This window comes from Cytobacillus firmus DS1 (genome assembly GCF_000565285.1).
Taxonomy (GTDB): Bacteria; Bacillota; Bacilli; order Bacillales; family Cytobacillaceae; genus Cytobacillus; species Cytobacillus firmus_A.
The window spans coordinates 198,005-221,440 of the sequence record NZ_APVL01000004.1; the positions used below are offsets into that span (position 1 = coordinate 198,005).

At 42.9% G+C, this 23,436-nt stretch carries 22 protein-coding genes; 21 read left to right on the top strand and 1 reads right to left on the bottom strand.

Annotation, left to right across the window (positions count from 1 at the left end; genetic code table 11):
- Window positions 1-100: 100 nt before the first annotated feature.
- The 12 genes from coaBC to spoVM all read left to right on the top strand — a co-directional run bounded on the left by coaBC (window position 101) and on the right by spoVM (window position 13,234).
- The gene (coaBC, locus tag PBF_RS07140) at window positions 101-1,309 is read left to right on the top strand and encodes a bifunctional phosphopantothenoylcysteine decarboxylase/phosphopantothenate--cysteine ligase CoaBC (RefSeq protein ID WP_035328867.1); all 1,209 of its coding nucleotides are present in this window, start codon (window positions 101-103) and stop codon (window positions 1,307-1,309) included.
- Entirely contained in the window at window positions 1,306-3,720 is a 2,415-nt protein-coding gene (gene priA / locus PBF_RS07145) for a primosomal protein N' (RefSeq protein WP_035328869.1), read from the top strand. Before coaBC ends, priA begins: the two co-directional genes overlap by 4 nt.
- Before the next feature lie 107 nt (window positions 3,721-3,827).
- Window positions 3,828-4,313 (top strand): peptide deformylase, encoded by a 486-nt coding sequence (gene def / locus PBF_RS07150; RefSeq protein ID WP_035328871.1) that lies wholly within the window; start codon window positions 3,828-3,830, stop codon window positions 4,311-4,313.
- Window positions 4,310-5,260, top strand: a complete 951-nt coding sequence (gene fmt, locus PBF_RS07155) for a methionyl-tRNA formyltransferase (RefSeq protein WP_035328873.1) — start codon at window positions 4,310-4,312, stop codon at window positions 5,258-5,260. Before def ends, fmt begins: the two co-directional genes overlap by 4 nt.
- Window positions 5,257-6,612: a 16S rRNA (cytosine(967)-C(5))-methyltransferase RsmB gene (gene rsmB / locus PBF_RS07160; RefSeq protein ID WP_035328874.1), complete on the top strand. Its 1,356-nt coding sequence runs from the start codon at window positions 5,257-5,259 to the stop codon at window positions 6,610-6,612. Before fmt ends, rsmB begins: the two co-directional genes overlap by 4 nt.
- Complete coding sequence (gene rlmN, locus PBF_RS07165; protein ID WP_035328877.1) at window positions 6,613-7,698, top strand: 23S rRNA (adenine(2503)-C(2))-methyltransferase RlmN; 1,086 nt, start codon at window positions 6,613-6,615, stop codon at window positions 7,696-7,698.
- Window positions 7,699-7,702: 4 nt separating this feature from the next.
- On the top strand, window positions 7,703-8,467 hold the full coding sequence (locus PBF_RS07170) for a Stp1/IreP family PP2C-type Ser/Thr phosphatase (RefSeq protein WP_035328879.1): 765 nt from the start codon (window positions 7,703-7,705) through the stop codon (window positions 8,465-8,467).
- Window positions 8,460-10,442, top strand: a complete 1,983-nt coding sequence (gene pknB / locus PBF_RS07175; RefSeq protein WP_035329113.1) for a Stk1 family PASTA domain-containing Ser/Thr kinase — start codon at window positions 8,460-8,462, stop codon at window positions 10,440-10,442. The genes PBF_RS07170 and pknB overlap by 8 nt, the downstream gene beginning before the upstream one ends.
- A 15-nt stretch (window positions 10,443-10,457) precedes the next feature.
- Window positions 10,458-11,339, top strand: coding sequence for a ribosome small subunit-dependent GTPase A (rsgA, locus tag PBF_RS07180; protein WP_035328881.1), 882 nt, complete (start codon window positions 10,458-10,460; stop codon window positions 11,337-11,339).
- A 3-nt stretch (window positions 11,340-11,342) separates the two neighbouring features.
- Window positions 11,343-11,993 (top strand): ribulose-phosphate 3-epimerase, encoded by a 651-nt coding sequence (gene rpe, locus PBF_RS07185; RefSeq protein WP_035328883.1) that lies wholly within the window; start codon window positions 11,343-11,345, stop codon window positions 11,991-11,993.
- Between the two features lie 335 nt (window positions 11,994-12,328).
- Window positions 12,329-12,976 (top strand): thiamine diphosphokinase, encoded by a 648-nt coding sequence (locus PBF_RS07190; RefSeq protein WP_035328885.1) that lies wholly within the window; start codon window positions 12,329-12,331, stop codon window positions 12,974-12,976.
- Window positions 12,977-13,153: 177 nt separating this feature from the next.
- Window positions 13,154-13,234 (top strand): stage V sporulation protein SpoVM, encoded by an 81-nt coding sequence (spoVM, locus tag PBF_RS07195; RefSeq protein WP_019381739.1) that lies wholly within the window; start codon window positions 13,154-13,156, stop codon window positions 13,232-13,234.
- 143 nt (window positions 13,235-13,377) lie between these two features.
- Here spoVM and rpmB read toward each other — a convergent pair whose 3' ends face one another.
- A complete protein-coding gene (gene rpmB / locus PBF_RS07200; protein ID WP_019381740.1) occupies window positions 13,378-13,566 on the bottom strand; it encodes a 50S ribosomal protein L28 in 189 nt (62 codons plus the stop codon).
- Between the two features lie 448 nt (window positions 13,567-14,014).
- Here rpmB and PBF_RS07205 point away from each other — a divergent pair, with 448 nt between their 5' ends.
- The 9 genes from PBF_RS07205 to rnc all read left to right on the top strand — a co-directional run bounded on the left by PBF_RS07205 (window position 14,015) and on the right by rnc (window position 23,398).
- Entirely contained in the window at window positions 14,015-14,377 is a 363-nt protein-coding gene (locus PBF_RS07205; RefSeq protein WP_009330806.1) for an Asp23/Gls24 family envelope stress response protein, read from the top strand.
- A gap of 16 nt (window positions 14,378-14,393) precedes the next feature.
- Window positions 14,394-16,070, top strand: coding sequence for a DAK2 domain-containing protein (locus PBF_RS07210; protein ID WP_035328887.1), 1,677 nt, complete (start codon window positions 14,394-14,396; stop codon window positions 16,068-16,070).
- A gap of 232 nt (window positions 16,071-16,302) precedes the next feature.
- Complete coding sequence (gene recG, locus PBF_RS07215; protein ID WP_200870020.1) at window positions 16,303-18,354, top strand: ATP-dependent DNA helicase RecG; 2,052 nt, start codon at window positions 16,303-16,305, stop codon at window positions 18,352-18,354.
- A gap of 111 nt (window positions 18,355-18,465) precedes the next feature.
- A complete protein-coding gene (fapR, locus tag PBF_RS07220) occupies window positions 18,466-19,026 on the top strand; it encodes a transcription factor FapR (protein WP_035328889.1) in 561 nt (186 codons plus the stop codon).
- Between the two features lie 20 nt (window positions 19,027-19,046).
- Window positions 19,047-20,051 carry a phosphate acyltransferase PlsX gene (gene plsX, locus PBF_RS07225; RefSeq protein ID WP_035328891.1) on the top strand — a complete coding sequence of 335 codons (1,005 nt, stop codon included), beginning with the start codon at window positions 19,047-19,049 and terminating at the stop codon, window positions 20,049-20,051.
- A gap of 27 nt (window positions 20,052-20,078) precedes the next feature.
- A complete protein-coding gene (fabD, locus tag PBF_RS07230; protein ID WP_035328893.1) occupies window positions 20,079-21,026 on the top strand; it encodes an ACP S-malonyltransferase in 948 nt (315 codons plus the stop codon).
- Window positions 21,023-21,766 carry a 3-oxoacyl-[acyl-carrier-protein] reductase gene (gene fabG, locus PBF_RS07235; protein ID WP_035328895.1) on the top strand — a complete coding sequence of 248 codons (744 nt, stop codon included), beginning with the start codon at window positions 21,023-21,025 and terminating at the stop codon, window positions 21,764-21,766. The genes fabD and fabG overlap by 4 nt, the downstream gene beginning before the upstream one ends.
- 91 nt (window positions 21,767-21,857) lie before the next feature.
- Entirely contained in the window at window positions 21,858-22,091 is a 234-nt protein-coding gene (locus PBF_RS07240; RefSeq protein ID WP_009330799.1) for an acyl carrier protein, read from the top strand.
- A 566-nt stretch (window positions 22,092-22,657) separates the two neighbouring features.
- Window positions 22,658-23,398 carry a ribonuclease III gene (rnc, locus tag PBF_RS07245; RefSeq protein ID WP_035328897.1) on the top strand — a complete coding sequence of 247 codons (741 nt, stop codon included), beginning with the start codon at window positions 22,658-22,660 and terminating at the stop codon, window positions 23,396-23,398.
- The last annotated feature ends 38 nt before the right edge of the window (window positions 23,399-23,436 follow it).

Here is a 23,436-nt window from a genome sequence, read left to right on the forward strand (position 1 = left end):
TGAAAGCTAATTGTCATTAATGGCCAGGCTTTATATAGAATTGATAGCCAGGCCGTTTTTCATAGAGAAGAATTATTTTTGAGATTGGTGGGGTCATATAATGCTGACTGGAAAGAAGATACTATTATGTGTAACCGGAGGAATTGCTGTTTATAAAGCTGCAGCCTTAACGAGCAAACTGACACAGGCCGGGGCAAAGGTAAAAGTTATCCTAAGTGATTCGGCTGCTAATTTTGTTGCACCACTAACTTTTCAGGCGCTTTCAAGACATGATGTTTACACCGACACTTTTGATGAAAAAGACTCGAAGGTTATCGCTCACATCGACCTGGCTGATTGGGCAGATTTAATTCTTGTTGCCCCGGCTACAGCAAATGTTATTGGGAAGCTTGCCAATGGAATTGCAGATAATATGATCACAACAACTCTTTTGGCTGCATCATCACCGATCTGGATTGCACCTGCAATGAATGTGCATATGTACAGCCATCCTGCTGTCCAAAAAAATATTGAAACCTTATATGGTTTTGGCTGCAGATTCATAGAGCCTTCAGAAGGGTATCTTGCATGCGGTTATGTTGGAAAAGGCAGGCTTGAAGAGCCGGAGAAAATTACAGAAACAATCAGTGAATTTTTCAAGCCTTCCAGATTGGAGTTTACTGGCCGAAAAGTGGTCATAACAGCAGGCCCGACGAGGGAAAAAATTGATCCTGTCCGTTATATTACGAACCATTCTACTGGGAAAATGGGCTATGCAATAGCGGAAGCTGCCGTCTCTGCAGGTGCTGAAGTTGTATTAATATCCGGCCCTGTTTCAATTAATGCGCCTGCCGGCTTAAAACTGATAAAGGTGGAATCTGCTGAAGAAATGTATCAGGCGGCAATAAGTGAATTTGATCATGCCGATGTTGTCATAAAGACCGCTGCAGTCTCCGATTATCGTCCAAAGGTGACTTCTGCGCAAAAAATGAAAAAAAAGCCTGGGGATGAAGTGTTGGAGCTTGAAAGAACAAAGGATATATTGTTCGAGCTGGGACAAAAAAAGAAAAAGCAAATCCTGATAGGGTTTGCGGCAGAAACCGAACAGGTCGAAGAGTATGCAAAGGGCAAGCTAATGAAGAAAAACGCCGATATGATCGTTGCCAACAATGTAACTGCAGAAGGTGCAGGCTTTGGAACTGACACTAATATTGTTACATTAATTAAAAAGGATGGATCATCGGAAAAACTTCCGCTAATGTCTAAAAAGGATGTTGCCGAAAAAATTCTTGAAGAAGCCTCGAAGCTGCTAAAGGATGAGCATGAATGAATATAGCGAGTGTAATTGTCGATGTTCCTGCCAAACAGACTGACCGCGCGTTTGACTATAAAATACCCTCTCATCTGAATGGCGTCATCTTCCCCGGCATGAGGGTGGTTGTTCCATTTGGGCCGAGGAAAATACAGGGGTTTGTTACAGGATTAAAAGCAGAGTCGGATCTTCAGCAGTTAAAATCCATTTTAGAACCGATGGATTTATATCCAGTCCTTAATCGGGAGCTTTTGACCCTTGGTGAATGGCTGACAGAAAAAACTTTATGCTACAAAATTTCAGCCTTTCAGGCTATGCTGCCTGCAGCATTGAAGGCAAAATATGAAAAGAAGCTCGTAATGGCGGAAAATGCAGATCGTAAGCTGCTTCCTGAAAAAGTAAGCACACTCTTTCAGAATGCTCAAGAGATTACCTGGGATGATGCAGTAAAGGGCGGTGCTTTACCGCTTCTTCAGAAGGAAGCATCAAATGGAAATATTGAAATTATTTACCAGGTAAAAGAACGGGTCAAAAAGAAAAAAGTCAAGCAGGTTTTTGCGGCCGCTGCCGCTAAAGAGCTTGCTGATTACCTTCAAAAGCTTCCAGGCAATGCAACTAAGCAAAAGGAAGTGCTGGAGTATTTCCTTCAGGATGAGGGACCGGTCGATCAGAAAGAGTTATTTTCCTTGCTTGGAATCACCTCTTCCACGTTAAAAGGACTTTTGCAAAAAGGGCTGCTTGGCCAGAAGGACGTTGAAATTTACCGTAATCCTTTTGCAGACCGTGAATTCGAAAGAACCGAACCTCTCTCTTTGACTGATGGACAAAGAAAAGCCATTATCCCCATCCTTGATTCTATTGAAGAAAACAGGCATGAAACCTTTTTGCTTTATGGGGTAACAGGAAGCGGAAAAACGGAGGTTTATCTGCAATCCATCCAGCGGGTCCTTAAGGATGGCAAAGAAGCCATTGTCCTTGTTCCTGAGATTTCCTTAACTCCGCAGATGGTCAAACGCTTTAAAGGAAGGTTTGGCGATCAGGTTGCGGTTATGCACAGCGGCCTTTCAGCGGGAGAAAAGTATGATGAATGGAGAAAGATTCAGCGGAAGGAAGTCAAGGTTGTTGTCGGAGCCCGATCGGCGATCTTTGCCCCCTTTGAAAACCTCGGAATTATTATCATTGATGAAGAGCACGAAACCAGCTATAAGCAGGAAGAAAATCCAAGATACCACGCAAGGGATGTTGCCATCAAAAGAGCGGAAAATTATAAATGTCCTGTGGTGCTCGGCAGTGCAACTCCCTCATTGGAATCTTTCGCGCGGGCACAAAAAGGAGTTTACCATCTCCTCACTCTCGAAAACAGAATGAACAATCAGGCTCTCCCTGCAGTTGATATCATTGATATGCGGGAAGAGCTGCGAGAAGGAAACCGGTCTATGTTCTCCAGGAAGCTCCTTGAAAAAATAAAAGACCGTCTTGGAAAAAAAGAGCAGATCGTTTTATTTTTAAATAAAAGAGGGCACTCCTCATTTGTAATGTGCAGGGACTGCGGATATGTTATTAATTGTCCGCATTGTGATATATCTTTGACGTATCATCGTTATAACCAGCAGATGAAATGCCATTACTGCGGCTATGAAGCATTGGTTCCGACTGCATGCCCGGAATGTGAAAGTGAGCATATCCGCTATTTTGGGACCGGTACGCAGAAAGTGGAAGAGGAATTGGCAAAGATTCTGCCGGAAGCGAAGGTAATCCGGATGGATGTCGACACTACCAGCAGGAAGGGTGCACATGAAAAGCTCCTCGATCAATTCCAGGAAGGACATGCAGATATTCTTCTTGGGACTCAGATGATTGCTAAAGGCCTTGATTTCCCCAATATTACCTTAGTGGGCGTCCTCTCGGCAGACACCATGCTGCACTTGCCTGATTTCCGCTCTTCCGAAAAAACCTTTCAGCTGCTGACACAGGTAAGCGGGCGAGCCGGAAGGCATGAATTAGAGGGTGAGGTAATCATTCAGACCTATACGCCTGAACATTATAGTATTGAGTTGGCGGGGGAGCAGGATTACGATAAATTTTATGATAGAGAAATGATGGTCCGCAAAATCCATAGATATCCTCCTTTCTTCTATATCTCCCTTATCACCGTCAGCCACGAGGAGTTAATGAAGGCTGTTTCGGTAACCGAGAAGATCACGCAGTACATTCAGTCAAGATTATCTGCAGAGAGCATTGTTCTTGGTCCTGTTGCCTCCCCAATACCGCGGATCAATAATAGATATCGGTATCAATGTCTGATAAAATACAAGCGGGAGCCGGAACTTGGCCAGACGCTGAAAAAGATTCTGGATAATTACCAGCAGGAAATTTCTGCCGGGGGCCTAACCGTCTCAATTGACCTGAATCCATATATTTTAATGTAGTTTCTACTGGAGTCATCTTTTAGAAGGAGTACCTTAAGGCACTCCAGCTTTTCTGGTTATGAATAAACCCAAATTGGTTGAAAATAGATAAAAATGGAGGAAATGTTTTGGCGGTTAAAAAAATTGTTACTTATCCGGCTGAAATTCTGGAAGCAGAATGCGAACCAGTTAAAGTGTTTGATAAGAAGCTTGGCAAATTGTTAAATGATATGTATGATACGATGCTTGAATTCGATGGTGTAGGGCTTGCTGCTCCGCAAATTGGGCAAAAGCTGCAAATTGCCATTGTTGATATAGATGATGAGTTTGGAACAATTGAAATGATCAATCCGGAAATTCTTGAAACGGATGGGGAGCAGACAGGCCCTGAGGGGTGCTTGAGTTTTCCAGGGTTATATGGTGAAGTTACAAGGCCTGAATATGTCAAAATAAAGGCGCAGGACCGCAAAGGGAAATTTTTTACCCTGGAGGCTGAAGATTTCCTTGCAAGAGCGATCCTCCATGAAATTGATCATTTGCATGGGGTGCTATTTACCTCAAAAGTAACAAGATACTTGAATGAAGAAGAGTTGGAAGGATTGGAAGCTGAATGACAAAAATCGTTTTTATGGGCACACCAGATTTTTCAGTGCCGGTACTAAAGCAAATAATAGAGGACGGATATGAAGTGATCGGAGTGGTTACTCAGCCTGACAGGCCGGTTGGAAGGAAAAAGGTCCTTACTCCCCCTCCTGTAAAAGTCGAAGCTGAAAAACAGGGCATCCCTGTGTATCAGCCCGAAAAAATCCGCCAGCCGGAAGAGCTGGAGAAAGTTCTTGCTCTTAAGCCTGACCTTGTCGTCACAGCGGCGTTTGGGCAAATTTTGCCGAAGGAACTTCTGGATGCGCCTAAGTTTGGCTGTATTAATGTACATGCATCATTGCTTCCGGAATTGCGGGGCGGTGCGCCCATTCATTACTCCATTCTGCAGGGGAAAGAAAAAACAGGAATCACCATTATGTATATGGCTGAAAAGCTGGATGCCGGCGATATATTAACACAAGTAGAGGTGCAGATTACTGAAACAGATACAGTTGGCACTCTTCACGATAAACTTAGCGAGGCAGGATCCAAGCTTTTGTCTGAAACCCTTCCAAAGCTGCTTAATGGTGAACTGAATCCCATCAGGCAAAATGAAGAAAAAGCCACTTTTGCCTATAACATTAAAAGAGAACAGGAAAAAATCGACTGGAGCAAAACCGGAGAAGAAATTTATAACCATATTAGAGGGTTAAATCCATGGCCGGTTGCTTATACAACATTTGACAGCAAAGTGGTTAAAATCTGGAATTCAAAGAAAGTCAAACATGCTAAAAGCGAAGAGCCGGGAACAATCATCAGGCTTGAGGAAGACGGAATCGTTGTGGCATCAGGGAATGATACAGCCGTTAAAATTACTGAACTGCAGCCTTCAGGAAAGAAAAAGATGCCAGCAGAACAATTTTTAAGAGGTGCAGGGTCCAATTTGACTGCCGGCGGCCGTCTGGGAGACATCGAATGAAAAAACTACAGACGAAAAATGTTAGAGAAACGGCAATGGAGCTTCTTGAGGCCATAGAAAAAAATCAGTCCTACAGCAATCTTTTACTGAATAACGCCATAAAAAAGAATGAAATTGACCAGAAGGACATTGGACTGCTTACCGAGCTGACATATGGTACACTTCAGCGCCGGATGACACTCGATTTTTACCTGAAGCCCTTTTTGGCACCTAATAAAAAAATCGAAAGCTGGGTAAATCAGCTCTTGAGGCTGACACTTTATCAGATGGTTTATCTTGATAAAATTCCTGACCGGGCAGCAATTTACGAGGCAGTAGAAATAGCAAAACGAAGAGGGCATAAAGGGATTTCCGGCATGGTCAACGGTGTGCTGAGAAACATTCAGAGGAAGGGGCTTCCCGATCCCGAACAAATTGAGGACAGGGTGAAGCGCCTCTCCATTGAGACCAGCCATCCCGAATGGCTTGTAAAAAGATGGGCCGATCAGCTGGGATTTGAAGAAACAAAGAAAATGTGCGAAATAAACTTAACTGCCCCGCTGCAGACGGCAAGGGTAAATGAGGTAAAGGCTTCAAGGGAGGAGTGCCTGTCACTTCTTCAGGAAGAGGGATTTGAAGTGGAGCCAAGTCCGTTTATTCCAGTTGCCATTAAATGTTTGAGAGGCAATCTGGCCAATTCCCGTGTATTCAAAGAAGGACTGATTACTATTCAGGATGAAAGCTCCATGCTTGCTGCTTATGCTCTTGGAGGAAATCCCGATGAGAAGATCCTGGATGCCTGTGCAGCTCCGGGAGGAAAAACGACACATATAGCAGAAAAACTGCAAAACACCGGTCAGGTCATTTCACTGGACCTTCACGAGCATAAAGTAAGGCTGATCAATGATAATGCCGATAGACTGGGACTGACAAATATTAAGACGAATGCCCTTGACAGCAGAAAAGTCCAGGAGCATTATGAAAAAGAATCTTTTGACCGCATTTTGGTGGATGCCCCATGTTCAGGCCTTGGAGTTATGAGAAGAAAGCCCGATATGAAATACACTAAAAAAGAAGAAGATTTATATCATCTCCATAAGATTCAGAGAAATCTATTGGACGCCGTTTCACCTTTACTGAAAAAAGGTGGTATCCTTGTTTATAGTACATGTACAGTGGACAAAGAAGAAAATCAGCATGTTGTTCACGCGTTTTTAAAGGACAATGCGGAATTTGAGGGAAATCTATCTGTTCAGGAGCGGATGCCTAATGCGATTGCTCCATTAATGGATGGCTTTGAACTGCAGATTTTACCGCAAGATATTGGTTCGGACGGGTTTTATATTGCCTGTCTGAGAAAGAAGGTGCAATAAATGGAACAAAAAGCAGCAGAGAAAATTACAGCAGCAGAACAAAAGCCATCCATATATACTTTACAGCTTCATGAGCTGAAGGAATGGTTAAAAGAGAATAATGAGAAAGCCTTCAGGGCTGAACAGATATTTGATTGGCTTTACACAAAGAGAGTCACGTCATTTGAGGATATGACGAATCTGTCAAAAGGGCTGCGGGATACGTTATCATCAAGTTTTTCGCTGACAACCCTTAAAACGATCATCCAGCAGGAGTCAGCTGATGGGACAATAAAATTTTTATTTGAACTTCATGATGGCTATTCTATTGAAACTGTACTGATGAGGCATGACTATGGGAATTCAGTATGTGTAACCACTCAGGTGGGCTGCCGGATCGGCTGTACATTCTGTGCTTCCACATTAGGCGGATTAAAACGTAATCTTGAAGCAGGAGAAATCGTTGCTCAGGTCGTAAAAGTACAACAGGCACTTGATGAAACAGATGAACGGGTCAGCTCAGTTGTCATTATGGGGATCGGTGAACCTTTTGATAATTATGACAGCATGCTCTCATTCCTTAAAATTATCAACCATGATAAAGGGCTGAATATCGGAGCACGCCATATAACGGTTTCGACAAGCGGAATCATCCCAAAAATCTATAAATTTGCAGATGAAAATATGCAGATTAATTTCGCGATTTCCTTACATGCTCCAAACACCGAAATCAGGAGCCGGCTGATGCCGATAAATAGAGCTTATAAGCTGCCGGACCTTATGGATTCAATCAGGTATTATATAAATAAAACAGGCAGACGGGTGAGTTTCGAATATGGCTTATTCGGAGGGGTCAATGACCAGGTGGAACATGCTGAAGAGCTGGCAAAGTTAATAAAAAATGTGAAGTGCCATGTTAACCTGATTCCAGTAAACTATGTGCCGGAACGAGATTATGTAAGGACACCCAAGGATCAAATTTTTGCTTTTGAAAAGACACTGAAGAACCACGGCATTAATGTAACCATTCGCAGGGAGCACGGTCATGATATAGATGCAGCATGCGGACAACTTCGTGCAAAGGAGCGAAAAGAGGAGACGAGGTGACAGAATGAAAGCTGTTTTTATGACAGATAGGGGCAAAGTCAGGCAGCATAATGAAGATAATGGCGGCATCTTTTTGAACAGCAGGGGGCAGCGCCTTGCCATCGTAGCAGATGGCATGGGCGGCCACCGTGCCGGCGATGTGGCAAGCGAAATGACTTTAACTAGCTTAAAAGGATTATGGGATCAGACAGATGACTTTCAGACTGCCGATGAGGCTGAAGCGTGGCTGCAGAAGTATATTGCAGAGGTCAACACCATTCTTTATGAGCATTCGAAAGTGAATGAACAGTGCGAAGGTATGGGCACTACTGTTGTTGCTGCGATATGTACCGACCGTTTTGCGACTATTGCGAATATCGGCGACAGCAGATGTTATATTTTAAATGAATCAGGTTTTCAGCAGCTGACGGAAGACCATTCCCTGGTGAATGAACTTGTAAGGTCAGGGCAGATTACAAAGGAAGATGCCGAGAATCATCCAAGAAAAAATGTGCTGCTTAGAGCATTGGGAACGGAATCAGCTGTTGAGATGGATATTAAAACAATTACATTCGAAGAAGGCGACTTATTATTATTATGCTCTGACGGATTGTCCAACAAGGTGTCTGTGGCAGAAATGAGTGAAATCCTTAATAGTGGCGGTACACTGGAAGAAAAAGCCTCTGTGCTGATTGAAAAGGCCAATGATAATGGCGGCGAAGATAATATTACGCTCGTGATTGCTGAGTATTATGAAAGCAATGAGAGCGGGATGATTAATGATGATTAAGGGAAGAAGATTAAGCGGCCGCTATAAGATTATTGATATGATTGGCGGAGGCGGCATGGCGAATGTCTACCTGGCCCATGATATGATTCTTGATCGTGATGTAGCCGTGAAAGTGCTTCGGATGGACTTTGCCGAAGATGAAGAATTTATCCGCCGTTTTCATCGTGAAGCCCAGTCCGCTACCAGCTTAGCTCACCCGAATATCGTCAATATCTATGATGTTGGCGAGGAGGATACAATCTATTATATTGTGATGGAATATGTAGATGGACAAACGTTAAAGCAATACATACAGCAAAACAGCCCTATTCGCATAGATGATGCCCTGGAAATTTTGAAACAGCTGACCTCAGCCATATCTCATGCACATCAGAACCATATCATACACCGGGATATAAAACCGCATAATATTTTGATAGACAGGCATGGTAATGTTAAGATTACTGATTTTGGGATTGCCATGGCATTAAGTGCTACCAGCATAACCCAGACTAATTCAGTGTTAGGCTCTGTTCATTATCTTTCTCCTGAACAGGCCAGAGGGGGAATGGCCAACAGAAAGTCTGATATCTATTCCCTTGGCATTGTTATGTTTGAGCTGCTGACAGGCAGGCTTCCTTTCTCGGGCGAATCTGCGGTATCAATTGCACTCAAACATCTGCAATCGGAAACGCCTTCCCTTAAGAGGTGGAATCCATCCATCCCGCAAAGTGTTGAAAATATCGTTCTAAAAGCAACAGCTAAAGATCCTTTCCATAGGTATGATTCGGTTGAAGAAATGGAAGAAGATATTAGAACAGCTCTTGAGCCCGAAAGGCTTCATGAAAAAAAGTTTATAGTGCCGATTGACGATGATGCTACAAAAGCTATCCCTGTTATTACAGATGACCGCCCATACCAAAGTATGGACGAAACCCTTGTGCATGCAAAAGACCTGAAGGGCGACACGCAGCCTGCAGCAAAACCCCTCCCTGAAAAGAAAAAGGAAAAAAGGAAGAAAAAGAAATGGCCGATAATTCTCGTTTCAGTCTTTATGTTTCTGATTGTGACAGGGATTCTGGCCATAACCGTTTTCCCTGATCTTATGGAGCCAAAGGATGTACAGGTTCCGGATGTGTCCGGAAAAGAGGTTGAAGATGCAGTTGCAGAGCTGATTGCCGCAGGATTTACGGTCAGGGATACAAAGCCGTTAAGTGACCCTGAGGTTGAAGAAGGCCTGGTAGTTAAAACAGATCCGAAAGCAGGCAGGACTGTCAAAGAGGGAACTTCTATCGATATCTACGAAAGCTCCGGCAAGGAAAAATTTGAATTATCAGATTACAAGGGCAGGCAATTTGATGATGTTGTCCGCCTGCTTGACAGCAAAAATTTTAAAAGCATTGAAAAAAACGAAGAATCTAATGATAGTGAGCCTGCTGGGACTATACTGGATCAAAACTTATCAGAAGGCGATCTTGTCGTTCCAGAGGATACGGAATTGATTTTCACTGTGAGCAAAGGACCGGCGCCAATAGCATTAAAAGATTTGCGGGGCTATAACGAAAAGGGTCTGCAGGAGTACGAAGAATCTTCCGGATTGAAAGTAGAATATGGGGAAGAAGAGTACCATGAAGAAGTCCCTGAAGGGCTGGTCATCAAACAGGACCCGGCACCAGGCACAAATCTGACAAGGGGACAGAAGGTGACGGTGGTTCTTTCAAAAGGAAAAAAAGAACTTCTTCCTAAGACTGAAAATATTGAGATCAGCGTTCCATATGAGCCTGCCGCTGAAGGTGAGCCGAATGAAGTTCAGATTATCATTAAGGATATGAATAACACAGGTTCTGAACCAATGCATACAGAGCTGATATATGAAGATGTGGTAATACCAATTGATCTGACAATAGCCCCTGGACAAAATGCCACATATAAGGTTCTGCGGGATGGCCAGGTTTTTGAGGAAAAGGAAATACCTTATCCGGATGAAGAATCATAAGCAAGGAGTGTTGCTATGCCTGAGGGCAAAATTATTAAAGCCTTAGCAGGGTTTTATTATGTATTAAGCGGAAATGAAACCATTCAGTGCCGCGGACGCGGAGTTTTCAGGAAAAATAAAGTCACACCGCTAGTCGGTGATGAAGTAGTGTTTCAGGCAGAAAATAATACAGAAGGATACATCCTAGAAGTAAAGGAACGGAAAAACGAGCTGATTCGTCCGCCGATTGCCAATGTTGATCAGGCAATTCTTGTATTCTCAGCTGTTGAACCGGGCTTTAGCACATCCCTTCTGGACCGTTTCCTGGTGCTGGTTGAATTCAATCATATAAAGCCGCTCATCTGCATTACTAAAATTGACCTGGCGGACGAAACTGAGTATAGGGAAATTCAGCAATATGCTTCAGATTACCGCAAAGCAGGCTATGATGTTTTGCTGACTTCCTCTGAGACAGAAGAAGGGGTTAAAGATCTGATGCCCTATCTGGAAGGTGAGATATCTGTTTTTGCCGGACAGTCAGGGGTGGGGAAATCTTCTTTGTTAAACGTTTTAAGACCTGACCTGGAGCTGAAAACAAATGACATTTCTTCGCATTTGGGCAGGGGAAAGCATACGACCAGGCATGTAGAGCTGATCGAGGTTGGAAAAGGGCTTGTTGCTGATACCCCGGGTTTCAGCTCACTTGAATTCACAGATATTGAACTGGAGGATCTCAATTATTGCTTCCCTGAAATTCAGAACAAAAGCGAACTTTGCAAATTTAGAGGATGCCTGCACATGGCTGAGCCTAAATGCGCTGTAAAGTCCGCCTGTGAAGGCGGTGAAATTCCATCCTACAGGTATGAACATTACAAAACCTTTCTGCAGGAAATCAAAGATAGAAAGCCGAGGTATTAATTCATGGTAAAAATCGCACCTTCTATTTTATCGGCAGACTTTTCTAAATTGGGTGAAGAGATTAAAGACGTTGAACGCGGCGGCGCTGATTATATTCATGTGGATGTAATGGACGGCCATTTTGTGCCGAATATTACAATTGGTCCATTAATAGTAGATGCCATCCGTCCTGTAACAAAGCTGCCCCTTGACGTTCATTTGATGATAGAAGATCCGGATAGCTACATTGAGGCATTTGCTAATGCGGGAGCTGATTACATCACTGTTCATGCAGAAGCATGCAAGCACCTTCACAGAACGGTTCATTTTATTAAATCCTTTGGCGTCAAGGCAGGAGTGGTTCTTAATCCAGCTACACCAGTTAATATGATAGAGCATGTTATCGAGGATATTGATATGGTATTGCTTATGTCAGTTAATCCTGGTTTTGGAGGGCAAAAATTCATCCCAGCTGTTCTTGCGAAGATTGCAGCCGTTAAGGAATTGGCTGACGCAAAAGGTCTAAATATTGAAATTGAAGTGGACGGCGGAGTGAATGAAGAAACAGCCCGATTGTGCATTGAAGCTGGAGCGAATGTGCTGGTTGCCGGGTCGGCAATTTATAATCAGACAGACAGAGCAGCAGCGATTGCTGCTTTAAAGGGTTCGCAATAAAGTGAAACTTCAATCAGTGGGGGGGTTTCCTTATCCCCCACTGATTGTTAGTCGCGTTCTAGTGTCGCTAAGATCTCCGCTAGCGCTTCAATCAATCGCCACTACGAACCCGATTGGTTCAACTAAGCCTCTGCCTGCGCGCCGGCAAGTTTCACTGTATCTCACCAATCGGGCCTTTACGGACAATTTGACCCCCACTTAATCCTCCTTTGATTCTTCTGAGTCTTGAAGTGGGGGTCTTACTGCCCGTTAGACTGCGATAATTAAAGCCAGCTGGAATACAGCTGGCTTTTTGTCATTTAAGATACATACATAAATGAATGGAGCAATGTATAATGATTATCAATATTTTAGCTGGCGGCCCAGATGACTTGCTGCCTGATCTGCATTCGTTCAGTAATACAGGTGCTATTTGGGTAGGAGTAGACAGAGGGGTGCTTACTCTAATTCAAAGTGGCATTCAGCCGGAAATGGCATTTGGTGATTTTGATTCGGTGACAGATGAAGAGCTTTTAATCATTGAAGAAAATGTAAAAGAGCTGAACAGGTTCAAGCCGGAGAAGGACGAAACGGACATGGAGCTTGCCTTGAATTGGGCACTGGGTCAAAAACCTGAAAAAGTGCGTTTACTTGGCGCCACAGGCGGCAGGCTTGACCACTTATTTGCAAATATTCAGCTGCTAATTAAGCCTGCACTTGAGGAAGTCTTTGTTCCAGTCGAAATTATTGACAAAACGAACAAGATTTATATTAAGACTCCAGGTAAATACAGCATAAAACAGCATTCAAATTTCAAATACATTTCTTTTGTTCCGATCACTATGGAAATTAAAGGCCTCACTCTAAGAAATTTCAAGTATCCGCTGACAGATCGGACCGTCTCTGCCGGTTCTACTCTTTGTATCAGTAATGAACTTATTGATGATTGTGGTACTTTTTCTTTTACTGAAGGCATATTAATGGTTGTAAGAAGCAAGGATTAAGTGCCGGGCCGGTGCTGCCCTGCAAGATGCGGGAAAGATGGATAAGAGTCTTAGCATGAATTGCTTTCTGATCATTTTTTGTAATCATGAGTACTCATCTTTCATTATTTGAATAAGATGGTAAAGACGATTTAAGGACAGAATGGATGCGTAAGATCGTGAGGAGGGACACGAGTAATGAGATTTTATACAATCAAACTTCCTAAATTTTTAGGGGGCATTGTGCGTGCCATGTTAGGGACCTTCAAAAAGGGGTAAACACCCATAAATTAAAAAGAAAATAGCATCAAAACTTGGCACCTCATTGGGGTGCTTTTATTTTTTGTCTAAATGGGGGAGAATGATAGTGGGTCAAAAAAGGAAAATAAAAAGGACATCCAAAAGGGATGTCCCTGAGCATGTTAAACGCGCTCAACTTTACCTGATTTAAGTGCTCTTGCAGAAACCCAAACACGTTTAGGTTTACCGTCTACAAGAATACGTACCTTTTGAAGGTTAGCACCCCAAGTACGCTTGTTAGCGTTCATTGCGTGAGAACGTGCGTTACCTGAAGTTGTTTTTTTACCAGTTACTACACATTTGCGTGGCATGTATGTTTCCCTCCTTACTAAAAGCATAAGCTGAAACTATTTTTCAATGCTTTCATCTGCAATAGTCAGATTCATCCATCTGAATTAATGCGGAATCCCTTTGCGGGTTTCGACATTAAAAGATACTTTAATAATTTATCATACAACCCTTCTGATTGCAATAGTTTGCTTTCAAGAAAATTTCCTTGACATAGGGGGATGGAACATGAGCTATAATAGAGATGGAGAAGTATGACTTTCAATATCACAGCCCATATAGTAAAATATTATAAGGTATGCTTTAAGCTTTGAAGTCAGAAAGATCGCTGCCCAGCTAAAATAGTTGAATTGTATTTTGCCGGCAGGCTTAGCCTTCAGGATGCAATTCAGGGGAAAGCCAGCACTATCGTTAAGCGGGAGTGCTTGAAGAAGCTTTTATGAAAAGCAATTTCCAAAGGGGGAACGAACCATGTCCATCGAATTAAAAACAAATTTCGGGCAAATTGATATCTCTAATGATGTAATTGCAACAATCGCAGGCGGAGCAGCAGTTGACTGCTACGGCATCGTAGGAATGGCCTCTAAAAATCAAATTAAGGATGGCCTTACAGATATACTGCGAAAAGAGAATTTTACCCGTGGTGTAATTGTCCGCCAGGAAGAAGATGAAGTACATATCGATATGTATATTATTGTAAGTTACGGAACGAAAATTTCCGAGGTTGCCCACAATGTGCAATCTAAAGTGAAATACACCCTTGATAAAACAGTTGGGCTTAGCACTGACTCGGTTAATATTTACGTTCAGGGAGTTCGAGTAACGAACCCGTAGTGAGGAGGAAAGACTTGTGTCAAAAAAAGATTTAGATGGGAAGCTTTTTGCCGAAATGGTCATACAAGGAGCGAACCATTTATCTGCTAATGCAAAATTAGTGGATGCGTTAAATGTTTTCCCTGTTCCTGATGGAGACACGGGAACCAACATGAATTTGTCAATGACTTCCGGAGCAAAGGAAGTTAAAGCTAATATCCAGGAGCATATTGGAAAGGTAGGCTCGGCTCTTTCTAAAGGTCTGCTGATGGGGGCACGGGGGAACTCGGGAGTAATTCTCTCCCAGCTGTTCCGGGGCTTCTCAAAAGCCATTGAACAAAAAGCATCTATCAATGGAAAAGAGTTTGCTGATGCCTTGAATTCTGGTGTAGAGACGGCATATAAAGCTGTTATGAAGCCGGTTGAAGGAACGATTCTTACTGTTGCAAAAGATTCCGCTAAGAAAGCGGTTCAGGCTGCAAATCATGAAGATGATATCATAGTGATTATGGAGGAAGTTTTAAAAGAAGCAAAGGCTTCTCTAAACCGCACTCCTGATCTTCTTCCCGTCTTAAAAGAAGTTGGAGTTGTAGACAGCGGCGGCCAGGGCCTTGTTTTTGTATATGAAGGATTCCTTGCCGAGCTAAAGGGCGAAAAACTTCCTGATACACCGGCAGCCCTTCCAAAGATGGATGATCTGGTTAACGCAGAACACCATAAAAATGTTCATAGCTTTATGAACACGGAGGATATTGAATTCGGTTATTGCACTGAATTTATGGTCAAATTCGAAGATGAAAAGCTTTCTGGTAATCCTTTTTCAGAAGAAAAGTTCCGCCAGGACTTAAGCCAATATGGCGACTCACTTCTGGTGATTGCGGATGAGCAGCTTGTAAAAGTACATATCCACTCTGAACAGCCGGGAGATTGTCTGACATACGGACAGCGCTATGGCAGCTTAATCAATATGAAGATTGAAAACATGCGCCAGCAGCACACCAACTTGGTCGAAGACGTTCCTACACCTTTGGCAGCCGGGGCTAAGCCAAAAGAAAAGCGGGAGTACGGAATTGTGACAGTATCAATGGGAAGCGGCATCGCAGATCTTTTCCGAAGCATCGGTGCACATGCGGTCATTGAGGGCGGGCAGACAATGAATCCCAGCACGGAAGATATCGTAAAAGCCATCAAAGAAGTAAATGCAAAAAAAGTAATCATTTTGCCAAACAATAAAAATATCATCATGGCTGCACAGCAGGCTGCAGAAGTGACTGAAGAAGAAGCAGTGGTTGTTCCTTCAAAGACCGTTCCACAGGGAATGGCGGCACTTCTTGCCTTTAACCCAAGTGCTGAACTTGCGGAAAACGAAGAAGGCATGACAGATGCCCTTCAGCATGTGAAAACAGGCCAAATCACGTTTGCTGTCCGTGATACAAGCATTGACGGCCTTGAGATCGAAAAAGATGATTTCATGGGCATTGCAGACGGGAAAATTGTTGTGAAAAACAAGGATAGAGTACAGGCTGCCAAAGATCTTCTGGAAGGAATGATCGACGATGACTCTGAGATCCTTACCGTCTTAAAAGGTGAAGATGCAGCAGAAGAGGAAGTAGACTCACTTATCAGCTATATTGAAGATAAATATGAAGATATTGAGGTCGAGCTTCATGATGGAAAACAGCCTCTATACTCTTTCATTTTCGCAATTGAATAACCAATAAATAATAAACAAAGCGAGGGCCCAGCCTTCGCTTTTGTCCATTTTAGACATTTAATTAATGCTTTTGAAGCATGAATTTTTTGTTTAAAGTTTACTTTCTTGCATTTTTAAATCACAATGTGCTAGTTATAAAGCAGGCGCTATATAAGCCTATATATAAAAGTAACGGAGCAGGGAGGGGTGACGGACTGCCTGAAAGAAAATATAATTGGCATCCGTTCAATAAATGGTGAATCCAAATTTAATCCAGTCTGTTACAGCTGTCAAAGGCATCGGAGAGGAATCAGCTGAATTATTGGCTGAAATGAATATTTACACTGTAAAAGACTTGCTTGAATATTTTCCATATAGATATGAAGATTACAGGCTCAAGGATCTGGCAGAAATGAAGCATGATGAAAGAGTGACGGTTGAAGGAAAGGTTCACAGTGAACCTTCACTTGCTTATTACGGCAGGAAACGCTCCAGGCTGACTGTTCGGGTGCTTGTAGGACGGTATCTTATTCAAGTGATCCTGTTCAATCAGCCATATTTGAAGAACAAAATTGTATTAAATGAAACTGTTACGGTGACTGGCAAATGGGACCAGCATAGGCAGGTCATAACAGCCAGTGAACTTAAAATAGGAAATGCCTCTAACAATAAGGATTTTGAGCCGGTTTACGCTGTAAAAGGAAATATCACAGTCAAGGGAATCAGGCGATTTATTAAACTAGCTTTCTCACAGTATGGGAATGACATATCAGAAACTTTGCCTGAAAAATATTTATTGCAATATAGACTTTTAAATAGGCGAGATTCTGTGAGATCACTTCATTTTCCTGCCGATGATCAGGAACTCAAGCAGGGAAGGCGACGTTTTGTTTATGAGGAGTTCTTCTATTTTCAATTAAAAATGCAGGCACTAAGAAAGATTGAAAGAGAGCAGTCAAAAGGTGTTGCACAGGCTTATGATCTTTCAAGATTAATGGAGTTCATTGACTCACTGCCATTTGCATTAACCGGAGCACAAAAAAGAGTAGTTAATGAGATCATGACTGATCTGAAATCTCCATACCGGATGAACAGGCTCTTACAGGGGGATGTTGGTTCCGGCAAAACGGCAGTTGCGGCGATTGCTCTTTTTGCCAGCAGGACAGCGGGTTTTCAGGGAGCATTAATGGTCCCGACCGAAATCCTGGCAGAACAGCATGCGGAATCTTTAAAGTCGATGCTCTTGCCGTTTGGGATGCGATGTGAACTCCTGACAAGCTCAGTAAAAGGAAAACGCAGAAGAGAAATTCTTCAGCATCTCAAGGACGGAGAAATTGATGTTCTCATAGGCACACATGCACTTATCCAGGATGAAGTGGAATTTAATAAATTGGGACTTGTCATTACCGATGAGCAGCATAGATTCGGGGTCGGGCAGAGGCGCATCCTCAGGGAAAAAGGCGAGAATCCGGATGTTCTCTTCATGACTGCAACGCCAATCCCAAGAACATTGGCCATTACTGTTTTTGGGGAAATGGATGTATCCATCATAGATGAAATGCCGGCAGGACGAAAAACAATTGAAACCTATTGGGCAAAACCTGAAATGCTGGATAGGGTTCTTGGTTTTATGGAAAAGGAGCTTTCAGCAGGTCAGCAGGTATATGTGATCTGTCCCCTTATTGAGGAGTCAGACAAACTGGATGTTCAAAACGCTATCGATGTCCACGCAACATTGATGCATCATTTTCATGGCCGTTATGATGTCGGGCTCATGCATGGCAGGCTTCATCCGGACGAAAAGGAAAATGTTATGAAAGCTTTCAGCCGAAATGAAAATCAGATTCTTGTTTCAACGACGGTTGTCGAAGTGGGTGTAAATGTTCCGAATGCAACGATGATGGTGATCTATGATGCGGAAAGGTTTGGACTTGCACAGCTGCATCAGTTGAGGGGCAGGGTAGGAAGAGGAGATAAACAATCTTATTGTGTGCTTCTGGCTGACCCTAAATCGGAAGTTGGAAAAGAACGCATGAAAATCATGACAGAAACCAATGATGGTTTTGCACTAAGTGAAAAAGACCTCGAGCTGAGAGGTCCTGGAGACTTTTTCGGAAGAAAACAAAGCGGGCTCCCTGAATTTAAAGTCGCTGATATGGTCCATGATTACCGCGCGCTCGAAACCGCCAGAAACGATGCATCAATGCTGGTGGAATCAGATGAATTCTGGCACTCAGATGAGTACTTGCCTTTGCGGCATTACTTAAAGGAAACAGGAGTGCTGGAAGGGGAAAAACTGGATTAGAAATAAGGTAATCAGAGCGGATTGCGGAAAAGTTCTTTCTTGCAATCTGCTTTTTTTGATTATATACTACTATTAGTACCTAGTCTTAATATCTCGGACGGTGGGATTTTAATGAAAAGAAACAAAAAAGAACGTCAAGCATTATTAACGGACACAATAAAAGAAAATCCTTTTGTCACGGACGAGGAACTTGCGGACAAATTCTCTGTCAGCGTCCAGACAATCAGGCTCGATCGGCTGGAATTATCAATTCCGGAATTGCGTGAGCGAATCAAGCATGTTGCCGAGAAAAGTTTTGAGGATGAAGTGCGATCTTTACCAATAGAAGAAATAATCGGTGAAATAATAGATATAGAATTGGATAAAACGGCGATATCCATTTTCGATGTAAAAAATGAACATGTCTTTAAGCGTAATGGAATTGCCCGGGGCCATCACTTGTTTGCACAGGCCAACTCACTGGCTGTCGCTGTAATAAATGATGAGCTGGCATTAACGGCAAAAGCCAATATTCAATTTACAAGGCCAGTGAGATTAAATGAACGTGTCATCGCAAAAGCAAAGGTCCTTACAATTGATATTGACAGCGGAAGGACAATGGTTGAAGTGAACAGCTTTGTAAATAACGAACAGGTATTTAAGGGCGAATTTGACATGTTCAGAAAAAAATAATCACTAAAGGATGAAGCATCATGAAAATTGCCATAGACGCAATGGGTGGCGACAATGCCCCAAAGGAAATTGTCCTTGGGGCAATGAAAGCCGCCGCAGAGTTTAAAGATGTACATATTACCCTTGTAGGCGATGAGTCAAAAATAAACCAATACCTTATTTCAAATGAGCGAATTGACATTTTGCATACAGATGAAGTCATTTTGCCTGATGATGAGCCGGTGAGGGCTGTACGCAGAAAGAAAAATGCATCTATGGTGCTTGCAGCGCAGCTTGTCACAGATGGTAAGGCTGATGCTTGCATTTCCGCAGGAAACACGGGTGCTCTTATGGCAGCAGGTCTTTTTGTGGTAGGAAGGATAGAGGGCATTGAACGCCCGGCATTATCACCTACGCTTCCAACAATAGGAGGGGAAGGTTTCCTTTTGCTCGATGTAGGGGCGAATGTGGATGCGAAGCCAGAGCATCTTCTTCAATATGCGATTATTGGATCTATATATACTGAAAAAGTCCGGGGTGTAGCCAATCCCAGAGTAGGGCTCCTAAATATCGGAACGGAAGAGAAAAAAGGCAATGAGCTGGCAAAAAATACATTTGATCTGCTGAAGAAGGCGGATATCAATTTTATCGGCAATGTGGAAGCGCGCGATTTGCTTGAGGGAGCTGCGGATGTTGTAGTGACGGATGGCTTTACCGGCAATATGGTGCTCAAGACAATTGAAGGTACTGCTCTATCTGTATTCAAAATGCTAAAAACAGCTCTGACCAGCAACTTTAAAACAAAATTGGCAGCAGCAGTCTTAAAGCCTGATTTATACCAGCTTAAATCTAGAATGGATTATTCGGAATACGGCGGTGCAGGATTATTTGGATTAAAGGCGCCGGTTATCAAGGCGCATGGTTCTTCAGATGCAACAGCTTTATTCAGTGCAGTGAGGCAGACCAGGAACATGGTCGAAAACAATGTTGCTGATACGATTAAGGAAGCAGTTGAAAAAGAAGCCCAGAAAACAGCTCTTAAATAAACACATTTTAACTTGGGGGGAAGCACGATGGGTAAAATCGCCTTTTTATTCCCTGGGCAGGGGTCCCAGGCTGCAGGGATGGGTAAATCGTTAGCTGAACAGAATGAAAAAGTAAAATCATTTTTCGAAAGAGCCGATCAAAAACTTGGCTTTTCATTATCGGCACTTATTTTTGAAGGGCCTCAGGACAAATTGACTTTGACAACAAACGCTCAGCCTGCACTGTTGACCACCGGCATTGCCATTCTCGATTATTTTAAAAGATCTGGTATAAAACCTGATTTTGTGGCGGGACATAGCCTTGGTGAGTATACTGCACTAGTTGCTGCGGAAGCTATATCCTTTGAGGATGGGGTATATGCTGTCCGTAAGCGGGGGGAATTCATGGAAGAAGCAGTTCCAAATGGCGAAGGAACAATGGCTGCGGTATTGGGTCTTGACAGGGACAAGCTTACTGCAGTTACAGAAGAGGTTACTGAAGGAGGAAATCCGGTTCAGCTTGCAAACCTGAACTGTCCTGGACAAATTGTCATTTCAGGTTCAAAAGCAGGAGTGGAACTGGCTTCTGTAAAGGCTAAAGAAGAAGGTGCCAAGCGTGTTCTTCCGCTGGAGGTAAGCGGTCCTTTCCATTCTGAATTAATGAAGCCTGCTGCGGAGAAATTCAGGGAAATCCTGGATGAGATTGAGATCAAAGATGCAGCTGTTCCTGTCATTGCAAATGTTACGGCTTCTGAAATGATTTCCGCTTCAGAAATCAACAGCAGATTGATTGAACAGCTGTATTCTCCTGTACTCTGGGAGGATTCAATCCGCAAAATGATAGAGCTTGGAGTAGATACATTTATTGAAATAGGACCTGGAAAAGTACTGTCGGGCTTAGTGAAAAAGGTTGATCGTTCCCTCAAAACGTATGCCGTTTCCGATGCTGAATCCTGCCAGGCAGTTACAGAATCCTTGAAGGAGGAATTGAGATGAAGCTAGAGGGAAAAGCCGCTTTAGTAACAGGAGCTTCCCGCGGAATCGGAAGAGAAATCGCCTTGGGTCTTGCCAGGCAAGGTGCGGATATTGCTGTTAACTACTCCGGAAGTGAGGCAAGGGCAAACGAAGTAGTTGATGAAATAAAAGCATTAGGCAGAAATGCATTCGCTATTCAATGCGATGTGTCAAATAGTGATTCCGTGGCAAGTATGGTTAAAGAAACAGTAGAAAAGTTTGGCAAGCTGGATATTCTGGTTAATAATGCTGGAATTACAAAGGACAACCTGCTTATGAGAATGAAGGAAGAAGAATGGGATGATGTTATTAACATTAACCTTAAAGGTGTTTTCCTTTGTACCAAAGCTGTTACAAGGCAGATGATGAAACAGCGCAGCGGCCGCATTATCAATATTTCATCCATTGTCGGAGTAAGCGGAAATCCTGGACAGGCTAATTATGTCGCTGCTAAATCAGGTGTTATTGGCCTGACAAAGACCTCCGCAAAGGAACTTGCATCAAGAGGGATAACAGTCAATGCGATTGCACCAGGCTTCATCACAACTGATATGACGGATAAGCTGAACGAGGATGTAAGAGATCAGATGCTGAAACAAATCCCATTGGCACGCTTCGGCGATCCTGCTGATATTGCAAATGTGGCAGTGTTTCTTGCTTCAGAGGACAGCCGTTATATGACAGGACAAACCCTGCATGTTGATGGCGGAATGGTCATGTAATTTGTAACAGGGTTGTAATGCAAATTTTTTTATAAAACCTTTCAATAAAGGCTAAAAATAATCTATAATACTTGAGGGGAGGTGAACAAGCATGGCAGAAGTATTAGAACGTGTAACAAAGATCATCGTGGACCGTCTTGGCGTTGAAGAGTCTGAAGTGAAACTGGAGGCTTCTTTCAAAGATGATCTAGGTGCTGATTCCCTTGACGTTGTAGAATTAGTAATGGAATTAGAAGATGAGTTCGACATGGAAATTTCTGACGATGATGCTGAGAAAATCGCAACAGTCGGTGACGCTGTAAATTACATAAAAGCTAGCCAATAATCGTTAGTAGAACCACTCTGCAGTGAGGGAACCCCCCTCACTGCAGCAATTTTTTTCAGATGTTTACTGTCCGGTGTTACCTGCAGCATCAAAAGGGCAGCATGGAATAAAGCTTCCAGCCAGCAGCAGGTGACTGTGGACAGTAAATACGTTTCTCAAAAGCTCCGTTTGATAACGGGGCTTTCTTCTGTGAAAATAACCGTAACTATAAAATTGCTTTATATAGAAGTTTTTTTGCGTTTTTCCTCTTTATTACGTAAACTTAGGGAAGACCATTTATTTAAGATTTTTGTGAATGTAAGTCTACTTAAATCTTATGGTTTTTGGACATTTATCTATATTTTTCATTGAGTTGATTGGAGCGGAAGGTGCGAGACTCCAGCGGGAGCAGCGGGACAGGTGAGACCCCGCAGACGCGCATCGTCGAGGAGGCTCACCGCCCGCCCCGCGGAAAGCGAGTGCCTGTAGCGGAAATCAACGGGCTTAGTTCAAAACCTAAAACATCACTATTTTTGAAATGAGACTACTACTAAAAAGAATATTAATATTAGCAAGGTGGATGCAATATGCGCAGTAATAAAGATAAAGAAAGAAAATCATTTCGCGCAATCGAAAAACAATTTAAAGAATTCCAGGCGGAAATCGGAATTCACTTTGAAAATGAAAAATTACTCAAACAAGCTTTTACCCATTCATCCTATGTGAATGAGCACCGGAGAAAGCCTTATGAAGACAATGAAAGGCTGGAATTCCTGGGTGATGCCGTCCTGGAACTGACTGTTTCAAAATTCCTTTACTTAAAATATCCGATGATGAGCGAGGGTGAATTAACAAAGCTGAGGGCTGCGGTTGTCTGCGAACCATCCCTGGTCTCTTTTGCCCATGAATTGTCTTTTGGCAGCCTGGTGCTCCTTGGTAAAGGGGAGGAAATGACAGGAGGAAGAACCCGTCCGGCTTTGCTTGCAGATGTATTCGAAGCCTTTATAGGTGCATTATACCTGGATAAAGGATTAGATACAGTTGTCGGTTTTTTGGAAAAAGTTGTTTTTCCGAAAATTGATTCAGGTGCTTTTTCGCATGTGATGGATTTTAAAAGCCAGCTGCAGGAGCTTGTGCAGCGGGATGGTGCAGGTGCAATTGAATACAAAATCCTTCAGGAAAAGGGGCCTGCCCACAATCGAGAATTTGTTTCCACTGTTTCTCTGAATGGCAGGGAACTTGGGACAGGCACTGGCCGATCAAAGAAAGAAGCCGAACAGCATGCGGCCCAAATGGCTCTTGAAGTATTAAAAAATCATATAAAGTGAACATTTTCTAACTCTGACATCAAAGAGCAGAAACATGA